This is a genomic window from Streptomyces plumbidurans (genome assembly GCF_019857225.1).
Lineage (GTDB): Bacteria > Actinomycetota > Actinomycetes > Streptomycetales > Streptomycetaceae > Streptomyces > Streptomyces plumbidurans.
Window position 1 is genome coordinate 1 of record NZ_JAFJSY010000079.1, and the last position, 9,566, is coordinate 9,566.

A 9,566-nucleotide genomic window follows, 5' to 3' on the forward strand; every position below is an offset into this window, starting at 1 on the left:
CCTGCGCCGCCTCAGCCAAACCGCGCTGCCTCGGCGAAGCCGGCCCCCGCCTCAGCCAAATCGCTCCGCCTCGGCTAAGCCACCCCCGCCTCAACGAAGCCAGCCCCCGCCTCGGCTAAGCCACCCCCGCCCCAACGAAGCCGCCCCTCAACGAAGCCCCCTCAAAGGAACCGCCCCGCAAAGAAGCCGCCCCCTCAACCAAACCGCCCCCCAGCCAAACCGCCGGACGGCCAAACCGCCGGACGGCCAAACCGCCGGACGGCCAAACCGCCGGACGGCACCCCTCAGGAGTCCAGCCCGATCGCGAACGCCGCCTCCAGGTCGTGCTGGGAGTAGGTGCGGAACGCGACGTGCGTGTCCGTGGCCTCGACCCCCGGGATCTTGCTGATGCTGCCGGGGATGACCTCCGCCAGGTCCTCGTGCTGCTTCACGCGGACCATGGCGATCAGGTCGTAGGTGCCGGTGACCGAGAAGACCTCGCTCACGGAGTCCAGGGCCGCGATCGACTCCGCGATCTCGGGGATCCGGTCCACGCTGGTCTTGATGAGGACGATCGCGGTGATCACGGCTGGTTCTCTCCCTCGGAGGCCGGAGCTGGGGCGGACTTCACTCTAGCCGCACGTCCGAACCGCACCCAGGCGTAGCCGAAGCCCAGTCCGAAGCCCACCAGGTGGGCCAGATACGCCACCCCCGGCCCCTGGTCCGCCTGTCCCGCCGCCAGCCATTGCAGGGCCGCCCAGAACGGCAGTACGACCCAGGCGGGCAGCCGCACCGGGAGGAAGAAGAGGAACGGGAGCAGGCTTGTGACCCGGGCGGCAGGGAACAAGTACAAGAACGCGCCCAGGACGGCGGAGATCGCCCCGGACGCCCCTACCAGGGACTGCTCGGAGGCGGAGTTGGCCGCCGCGTACCCGAGCAGGGCCAGGTAGCCGCAGCCGAGGTAGAAGAGGGCGAACTGCGTGCGGCCCATCCGCTCCTCGGTCATCACGCCGAAGACGTAGAGGAAGAGCATGTTGCCGAGCAGGTGCACCCAGCTGCCGTGGACGAACAACGCCGTGGCGGGCGTCAGGGCGGCCCTGGCGCTGCCCTCGAACAGCTCGGCCGGGACCACGCCCCAGCGGTGGAAGTACGTGCGCTGGGCGGCGAGCAGCGCGCCCCCGGAGCCGTAGGCCGGATTCAGCCCTCCCGCGGGCCCGGCCACGAAGGCCAGGGAACACACGATGAGCAGCGTGTATGTCACGGGCGCCGAAGGATTCCGGTGCGTGCGGCCGGCGGTCGGGCTGTGGCTGATCATGGACACAGAGCATGACGTAATCGGACGCACTCGCACAGAACGCCTCGCCGCCGTGGACGGGCGGGCGGCGAGTTGCCGCCAGGCCGTAGGGTTACGGCCACACGCTCCAGGGAAGCTGGCGCGTCGCGGACAATTGACCTCGAAGGAAAAGGTACAAGTCACGATGACGGTTCCCCTGCCGACCGCCTCGACTCGGTGGCGCTGCACCCTCTGCGGCAACCTCACGCGGTTCGACGTGACCCGCTCGTCGAAGGTCGTCGAGTACGTCCACCTCGATCTGGCCGGTGAGCCGAAGGTCGAGGAGCGCGACGTGGTCAGTGAGACGATCGAGTCGGTGCGCTGCCGCTGGTGCAACGCGGTGGACCAGGTGGAACTCGTGGACAGGCCGGGCGCCGACTCCTGAGCGGAGCGGCCCCCACAGGTGATGGGGTGTGACGGATGGTGGAGACCGCAGGCGGGGGGCCGGACGACGGCACCGCCGAGGTGCTTGACCGTCCGCTGCCCGACGGCGTGCGCCGCAGGGTCGTCCAGATCGTCTCGGACGGCTTCGGCGGGCTGACCGTCGCCGAACTGCCCGCACAGCTCAGGCAGTACGCCCGGTTCACCCCGACCCGCCGGGCCAAGTTCGCCGGCAACGCGATGGCGGCCGCGCTGGAGACCGATCCGCTGTTCCGGCAGCGGATCGGGGAGAAGCTCAGAGAGGCGCAGCCGGAACTGGCCGGCGCTCTCGACTCCGGTTCCCCGCCCCCGGCCGCGGACCCGCTCGACGTGGCGGCCGCGGCCTACGTTCTGCGGCCCACCGGCTGGGTGAAGCTCGTGACCGCGGCCGGCGAGGAGGCCCAGCGGGCCGACGCCGAGCGCGCCGACGAAGAGGTCCGGGCCGAGCTGGAGCGGCTGCGCGAGGAACTCGACCGGGCCCGCGAGCAGACCCGTATCGACACCGAGCGGCTGCGCGTCGAGCTGGACGCCGCCCGCAAGGAGGCCGACGCGCTGCACCGCAAGCTGCGGGCGGCCCACAGCGACGTCAAGCGGGGCGAGGCGGCCTTGCGCAAGCTGCACGGCGAGATGGAGGCCGCACGCTCCGAGGGGCAGGCGCAGGTGTCCGCCGCGGAGAGCGAGTCCCGGCGCCTGAAGGCGCGTCTCGCCGAGGCGGAGGCGGCCCTGGAGGCCACCCGCCGGGCGGCGCGCGAGGGGCGCAGCGTCGAGGACATGCGCGTACGGCTGCTTCTGGACACTTTGCTGGACGCGACCCAGGGGCTGCGCCGGGAGCTGGCGCTGCCTCCGGTGTCCGTACGGCCGGCGGAGACCGTCGACGCGGTCGAACCGGGGCGCATGACCCCGAAGGACATCGCCGCGCGGGCGTTGTCCGAGAACGACCCCGCGATCCTGGACCAGTTGCTGGCCCTGCCGCAGGCCCATCTGCTCGTCGACGGCTACAACGTCACCAAGACCGGCTATCCCCAGATGCCCCTGGAAAAGCAGCGGCTCAGGCTGCTCGGTCAGCTCTCGCAGCTCGCCGCCCAGACCGGCGCCGAGGTCACCTGTGTCTTCGACGGCGCCGAGCTGGCCGCTCCGGTGCTGCTGGCGCCCCCGCGCGGCGTACGGGTGCTGTTCTCCAAACCCGGCGTCACCGCCGACGAGTTGATCCGCCAGATCGTGCGCGCCGAGCCGCCGGGTCGGCCCGTCATCGTCGCCTCCACCGACCGCGAGGTGGCCGACGGCGTAGCCAAGGCGGGCGCCCGGCCGGTCGCTTCCGCCATGCTCCTGAAGCGGCTTTCCTAGGGCGCTGTCCCGAAGGTCGAACTTCCAGGTTTAACGCCCGAATTGGTGGGATCGTGACGCAACGTAGCGTCAACCTCGCATCACCGCATGTGAGTTGTGTGTAAAGAATGCATGGCGTGACGAGATTTTGCTCCTGAGGATTTGATCTGATCACGATGAGGTCACTAGGGTCTGGCTCCGAACCTCCGAGCGGGTGATCACTCAGAAGAAGGAGTTCACCTTCGTGGCGACCCACCGTCGACCCAAGCAGCCGAGCCGTGCGCGCGTGACCGTGCTCACCACAGCGGCTGCTGCAGCCGTAGCCATCAGCGCCCAGGCCGCCAACGCCGCGCCCAGCGAGAAGCCCTCCAAGGACGAGGTCAAGGCGAAGGTCGACAAGCTGTACGAGCAGGCCGAGCAGGCCACCGAGAAGTACAACGGCGCCAAGGAGAAGCAGGAGAAGCTCCAGAAGGAGATCTCCACCATCCAGGACAACGTCGCCCGCGGCCAGGAGGAGCTCAACGAGCTCCGTGACTCCATAGGCATGGCGGCGGCCGCGCAGTACCGCTCCGGCTCCATCGACTCCTCCCTGCAGCTCTTCCTGTCGTCGAACCCGGACGACTACCTGGACAAGGCGTCCACCGCCGATCAGCTCAGCTCCCAGCAGGTCGAGGCGCTGAAGAAGATCCAGGAGAAGCAGCGCGAACTGGCCCAGGAGCGCTCCGAGGCGTCCGACAAGCTCAAGGACCTCGCCTCCACCCGCACCGAACTGGGCAAGAAGAAGAAGCAGGTGCAGAGCAAGCTCGCCGAGGCGCAGAAGCTGCTCAACACCCTGTCGGCCGCCGAGAAGGCGGCGCTCGCCGCCGCCGACCAGCGCGCCAGCCGCTCCGCCAGCGAGCGCGTCGACCTCGGCAACACCGGGTCCGCCTCGGGCCGGGCCGCCGCCGCGTTCTCCGCCGCGCAGAGCCGGATCGGTTCGCCCTACGTCTACGGCGCCACCGGCCCCTCCTCCTTCGACTGCTCGGGCCTGACCTCCTGGGCCTACGCCCAGGCCGGCGTCTCCATACCGCGCACCTCGCAGGCCCAGGCCAACGCCGGTACGCGCATCTACAGCGAGAGCCAGCTCAAGGTCGGCGACCTCGTGCTCTTCTACGGCGACCTGCACCACATCGGCCTCTACGCCGGCAACGGCCAGGTGCTGCACGCCCCGCACACCGGTGCCAGCGTGCGCTACGAGTCGATCGCCAACATGCCGTTCCAGTTCGGCGTCCGGATCTGACGGCCGCCCCCGAGATCCACGGCAAGATCAGCACGACGTGCCGCCCGAACGAGCGAATTGCGTGAACCCGCGCTGACCCCACGCCCCGCCGATGACCTGCGTCAGCGGCGGGGCGTCACGTTGTGTCGCCCCACACGGCTTTGGCCGGTACCCCGCCGCGCGGCTACTGTCTGGCGCGTTTCCCTGTCCGCCAGCGGAAGGAGCGCGGTTTCCCGTGGGGTCCCATCGCCGCCTTGCACCGACGTCCGGGTTCAACCGGGGCGCCGGCGCCGCCCTTTGCGTGCTGTCCGCCGCGGCCTCCGCGCTCGGCGCCGTACCGGCCGACGCCGCACCGCACGAGCACACCAGGGCCGAGGTGGACCGCCTCTACCAGGAGGCCGAGAAGGCGACCGAGGCCTACGACAAGGCCGACGAGAACGCCGGCACGCTGCGCCGCCAGGTGGGCGAGGCGCAGGACCGCATCGCCCGGCAGCAGGAGCGCATCAACACCATGCGGGAGTCGCTCGGCCTGCTGGCCGGGGCGCAGTACCGCTCCGGCGGCATCGACCCGTCCCTCGCCCTGCTGTTCTCCGACGACCCGGCCGACTACCTCGACAAGGCCTCCGTCCTGGACCGCATCGGCGCCCACCAGGCGGGCGAACTCAGGGACTTGCAGTCCGCGATGCGCGACCTCGCCCAGGAGCGCGCCGAGGCGGTCCTCAAGCTCTCCGATCTGGACCGCAGCCGCAAGGCCGTCGCCGCCCACAAGAAGACCGTCGAGAAGAAACTCGCCGAGGCGCGCCGACTCCTCAACTCCCTTCCGCTCGCGGAGCGTTCGGCCTACGACCGGGCCTCGCGGGGCAGCCGCGGCGACATCCCCGACTTCGGCAGCGCCCAGCCGGCCTCCGCCCGCGCTGCCGCCGCGATCGCCGCCGCCCGCTCCGCGCTCGGGATGCCGTACATCTGGGGCGCCTCCGGCCCCTCCGGCTTCGACTGCTCGGGCCTGATGCAGTGGTCGTACGCGCAGGCCGGGATCCAGTTGCCGCGCACCTCGCAGGAGCAGCGGTACGCCGGGCGGCAGATCCCGCTCTCCCAGGCCCGCCCCGGTGACCTGATCGTCTACCGGTCCGACGCCAGCCATGTCGCGATGTACATGGGCAACGGTCAGGTGATCCACGCGCCGCACCCCGGCGCACCCGTGCGCTACGACCCGGTGAACATGCTGCCGGTGTCCTCCGTCACCCGGGTCTGACCAACCGCCCCGACCGGCCTTACGATCGGGAAGGTGGCTGGTCGTGGACGGGCGTCGAAGTCCGCAGTGGTGGCGCTCGTGCTGCTGCTCGTTTCCCTGGTGGCGTGCGGCGGGTCGCCCTCCGGCGGCATCGGCAGGGCCGAGCTGCAGCGGGTCCTCGACCGGCGCTCCGCCGCCGTGCTCGACCGCGACCGGGCGGCGTTCCTGCGGACGGGCGCGCTCGGCTGGTTCGAGAACGTGCGCGGGGTGCCCCTGCAGAGCTGGTCGTACCGCGTGACCGCGGTGCACGGCAGCGGCGACGAGGCCACCGCCGACGCGGAACTGCGCTACCGCATTCTCGGCTACGACAACGCTCCCGTCGCCTCCGGCCGCACCCTGGACCTGTCCCGCAAAGCGGACGGGCACTGGTACGTGACTTCCGACGAACCGGCCAGGAAGTCAGCCCAGCAGCTGTGGGACCAGGGCGCGGTGACCGTGGTGCGCGGCAGGCACAGCCTCGTGCTCGGCACCGGGCAGTCCAGCGAGGCGCTGCACTCGTACGCGGATCTCGCCGACCTCGCGGTGCCGAAGGTCACCGGGGCGTGGGGCACCGACTGGACGGGGCATGTCGTGGTGCTCGTGCCGGGGTCCGTGGAGGGCATGGCGGGGCTGCTGGGCTCGCCCGCGTCCCAGTACCGGGGGATCGCGGCGGTCACCACCGGCGAGGTGGGCGGCCCGCCGCAGGCGCCCGCGGACCGCATCGTCGTCAACCCGGACGCGTACGCCCTGCTCGGCCCGACGGGCAAGCAGGTCGTCATCACGCACGAGACCACTCACGTCGCCACCCGTGCCCACACCAACCCCGCCACCCCGCTGTGGCTCTCGGAGGGGTACGCCGACTGGATCGGCTACCTGCGCAGCGACCGCACCCCGGCCGAGGCCGCGCCGGAGCTGGCGCGCGCGGTCGGCGACGGGGACGTGCCGTCCCGGCTGCCGACCGACAAGGACTTCGGGTTCAGCGGCGAGGCGACGAAGCTCGCGCAGGCGTACGAGAGCGGTTGGCTCGCGTGCCGGCTGATCGCGGAGCGGTGGGGCGAGGAAAGGCTCGGGCAGTTCTACCGCGCGGTCGGGGAACACAAGTCCCGTACGGGATCGGTCGAGGACGCGATGAAGAAGGTGCTCGGCACGAGCCTGGACGACTTCACCGTGCAGTGGCGGGACTATCTGAGGGCCCAACTCGGCTGACCCGGGCGCCCGGTGGCGTTCCGACGCACTCGGCGTACCGGGCGCACCAGGCGCAGGCCCGGCGTCAGGAGGAGGCCGAGGTCTCCCTCGTGCGGGTCGCCTGGGCGGGGAGGGCCGGGACCGGCTCGCGCGGGACCGTCGAGCGCCACAGCTCCACCGCCCCGAGCACGCATGCGGCGACCAGCAGGCCGTTGCGCAGGACGAGGAGGGTGATGCCGAGGGTGTCGCTCGCGACGACGTGGGCGAACCAGACGGGGAACTCCAGCACCGTCATCAGGGCGGCCGCGAGGACCAGTCCCACGGGCAGCCCCATCCGGCTGCCGCGGAAGCACACGCAGACCGCTGCCGCGCCGATGAGCCACACCATGTACTGCGGGCTGATCACCCGGCTGGTCGCGGTGAACAGCAGCACGCCCACGAAGGCCGCGTCGGCGAGCGTGTTCGGCAAAAACCGCGTCGCCATCAGCCGCCACAGCAGCAGCCAGCCGAGGGCGACACCGGTCAGGAACAGGGCGGCCGAGCTGACCAGGGTGACGGAGGGGCCGAGGAACTCGACCGAGCCGTAGTTCAGCAGCACCTGGCCGTTCCAGCCGAAGTGCCGGGCGACGTGGAAGACGAGGGAGCCCAGCGACTCCACCTCGGTGCCGCGGTTGCGCTGGAAGGTCAGGAAGGCGAACGCGCCCGGCATGGTCACCGCGAACAGCACCGCCAGCGCGGCCACCGTCCCGGCCGCCCACCCCCAGGCACCGCGCCTGCGGGCGCCGAGCAGCAGCAGCGCCGGCCACACCTTCAGCATCGCCCCGAAGCCCACCAGGACACCCATCACCCGGGGGCGCCGGGCGCCCGCCAGCAGCCCGGCCACGGCGACCGCGGTGACCATCACGTCGTAGCGGGCGTAGACGGTCGGCCCGAGCAGCGGTACGCCCGCCACCCACACCCAGGCGCCGCGCAGCGTCTTGCCGGGGCGCAGGCCCGCGTACAGGAGCAGCAGGAGGACGGCCAGGTCGGCCAGGAAGGCGAGGACGAAGAAGGCCTTCGCGTACGTCAGGAAGCCCAGCAGCGCCGGGGACAGGATCGGCAGCGCGGCCGCGGGCGGGTACTGCCAGGTGACGTCGCCCGGCGGGAACGCGCCGTGGCGCAGGCTCTCGTACCAGCCCTGGTAGATCACCGACACGTCGGTCGTGACGTCCGGGCCCGGGAAGACGAACACCTTGAAGACGAACAGCAGCAGCACCAGCCGCGTCAGGCCCCAGGTCCCCAGCAGTCCGGCCAGGGACCGCCTTGTACCCGCACTGTCCACCGGAGCCCCTGCCTGTCCGTTTCCCGACTTGAGGGGAACATGATGGCCTGCCTTGCTGTGTGCGTGCCACCGAACCGGCCGCGACCAGCGGTGTGCGCCGGTTGGATAGGGTCGGCGGCGATGCACAAGACCCTGATCGTGACCAACGACTTCCCGCCCCGCCCGGGCGGCATCCAGGCGTTCCTGCACAACATGGCGCTGCGCCTCGACCCCGAGCGGCTCGTCGTCTACGCCTCCACCTGGAAGCGCGGCCGGGAGGGCGCGGAGGCGACGGCCGCCTTCGACGCCGAGCAGCCCTTCACGGTCGTACGCGACCGCACGACGATGCTGCTGCCCACGCCGGCGGCCACGCGCAGAGCCGTCGGCCTGCTGCGCGAGCACGGGTGCACCTCGGTGTGGTTCGGTGCGGCGGCGCCGCTCGGGCTGATGGCGCCGGCGCTCCGAAAGGCGGGCGCCGAGCGGCTGGTGGCCACCACCCACGGGCACGAGGCGGGTTGGGCCCAGCTGCCCGCGGCGCGGCAACTGCTGCGCCGGATCGGCGAGTCGACGGACACGATCACCTACCTCGGCGAGTACACCCGCTCACGGATCGCCTCCGCGCTCACGCCCGCGGCCGCCGAGCGGATGGTGCAACTGCCGCCGGGCGTCGACGAGAAGACCTTCCACCCGTCCTCGGGCGGGGACGCGATCCGGGCCCGGCTGGGGCTCGCGGACCGGCCGGTCGTGGTGTGCGTCTCCCGGCTGGTGCCGCGCAAGGGCCAGGACACCCTGGTGCTCGCCATGCCCCGCATCCTCGCGGCCGAGCCGGACGCGGTCCTGCTGATCGTCGGCGGCGGCCCGTACGAGAAGGAGCTGCGCAAACTGGCGCGGGAGACCGGGGTCGCCGACTCGGTGCGCTTCACGGGGGCGGTGCCCTGGGCGGAGCTGCCCGCGCACTACGGCGCGGGCGACGTCTTCGCGATGCCGTGCCGCACCCGCCGGGGCGGCCTCGACGTCGAGGGGCTCGGCATCGTCTATCTGGAGGCCTCCGCGACCGGCCTGCCCGTCGTCGCAGGCGACTCCGGCGGCGCCCCCGACGCCGTGCTCGACGGCGAGACCGGATGGGTGGTCAGGGGCGGCGTTCCGGAGGAGGCCGCCGACCGCATCGTGGTCCTGCTCGGCGACGCGGAACTGCGGCGGCGCATGGGGGAGCGGGGCCGGGAGTGGGTCGAGGAGAAGTGGCGCTGGGACCTTCTGGCGGAGAAGCTGAAGACCCTGCTCTAGGCCACCGCCCTCGCACGACGGCGCGGGTCCTCACCGAGGACCCGCGCCGTCGTCCGTCGTCGCGAGAAGGCGTACCGGGCGTACTACTTCGCGTAGATCGCCTCGATCTCGCCCGCGTAGTCCTTCGCCACCACATTGCGCTTGAGCTTCAGCGACGGCGTCAGGTGGCCCGACTCCTCCGAGAACTGGGAGGACAGGATGCGGAACTTGCGCA

The 9,566-nt window shown here is 71.7% G+C and carries 9 protein-coding genes; 6 read left to right on the forward strand and 3 right to left on the reverse strand.

All coding sequences use genetic code 11. The features are described 5' to 3' along the window. Nucleotides 1–284: 284 nt before the first annotated feature. Together JYK17_RS33385 and JYK17_RS33390 are read right to left on the reverse strand one after the other, a co-directional pair. A complete protein-coding gene (locus JYK17_RS33385) occupies nucleotides 285–566 on the reverse strand; it encodes an Lrp/AsnC family transcriptional regulator (protein WP_108013337.1) in 282 nt (93 codons plus the stop codon). Next, nucleotides 563–1,294: a rhomboid family intramembrane serine protease gene (locus JYK17_RS33390; RefSeq protein WP_108013338.1), complete on the reverse strand. Its 732-nt coding sequence runs from the start codon at nucleotides 1,292–1,294 to the stop codon at nucleotides 563–565. Before JYK17_RS33390 ends, JYK17_RS33385 begins: the two co-directional genes overlap by 4 nt. A gap of 163 nt (nucleotides 1,295–1,457) precedes the next feature. On the opposite strand from JYK17_RS33390, the gene JYK17_RS33395 reads away from it, so the two are divergent. The 5 genes from JYK17_RS33395 to JYK17_RS33415 all read left to right on the forward strand — a co-directional run bounded on the left by JYK17_RS33395 (nucleotide 1,458) and on the right by JYK17_RS33415 (nucleotide 6,789). Beyond that, a complete protein-coding gene (locus JYK17_RS33395) occupies nucleotides 1,458–1,697 on the forward strand; it encodes a hypothetical protein (RefSeq protein ID WP_108013339.1) in 240 nt (79 codons plus the stop codon). Between the two features lie 35 nt (nucleotides 1,698–1,732). Next, nucleotides 1,733–3,076 (forward strand): NYN domain-containing protein, encoded by a 1,344-nt coding sequence (locus tag JYK17_RS33400; protein WP_108013340.1) that lies wholly within the window; start codon nucleotides 1,733–1,735, stop codon nucleotides 3,074–3,076. Between the two features lie 223 nt (nucleotides 3,077–3,299). Beyond that, a complete protein-coding gene (locus JYK17_RS33405; protein WP_108013707.1) occupies nucleotides 3,300–4,334 on the forward strand; it encodes a C40 family peptidase in 1,035 nt (344 codons plus the stop codon). Nucleotides 4,335–4,548: 214 nt separating this feature from the next. Beyond that, nucleotides 4,549–5,565: a C40 family peptidase gene (locus tag JYK17_RS33410; RefSeq protein WP_108013341.1), complete on the forward strand. Its 1,017-nt coding sequence runs from the start codon at nucleotides 4,549–4,551 to the stop codon at nucleotides 5,563–5,565. A gap of 33 nt (nucleotides 5,566–5,598) precedes the next feature. Next, the gene (locus JYK17_RS33415) at nucleotides 5,599–6,789 is read left to right on the forward strand and encodes a hypothetical protein (protein WP_308011727.1); all 1,191 of its coding nucleotides are present in this window, start codon (nucleotides 5,599–5,601) and stop codon (nucleotides 6,787–6,789) included. Nucleotides 6,790–6,853: 64 nt separating this feature from the next. Here the strand turns inward: JYK17_RS33415 and JYK17_RS33420 are convergent, their stop codons facing one another. Then, a complete protein-coding gene (locus JYK17_RS33420) occupies nucleotides 6,854–8,089 on the reverse strand; it encodes a glycosyltransferase 87 family protein (protein ID WP_108013343.1) in 1,236 nt (411 codons plus the stop codon). Between the two features lie 120 nt (nucleotides 8,090–8,209). On the opposite strand from JYK17_RS33420, the gene JYK17_RS33425 reads away from it, so the two are divergent. Then, the gene (locus JYK17_RS33425) at nucleotides 8,210–9,352 is read left to right on the forward strand and encodes a glycosyltransferase family 4 protein (protein ID WP_222811844.1); all 1,143 of its coding nucleotides are present in this window, start codon (nucleotides 8,210–8,212) and stop codon (nucleotides 9,350–9,352) included. The last annotated feature ends 214 nt before the right edge of the window (nucleotides 9,353–9,566 follow it).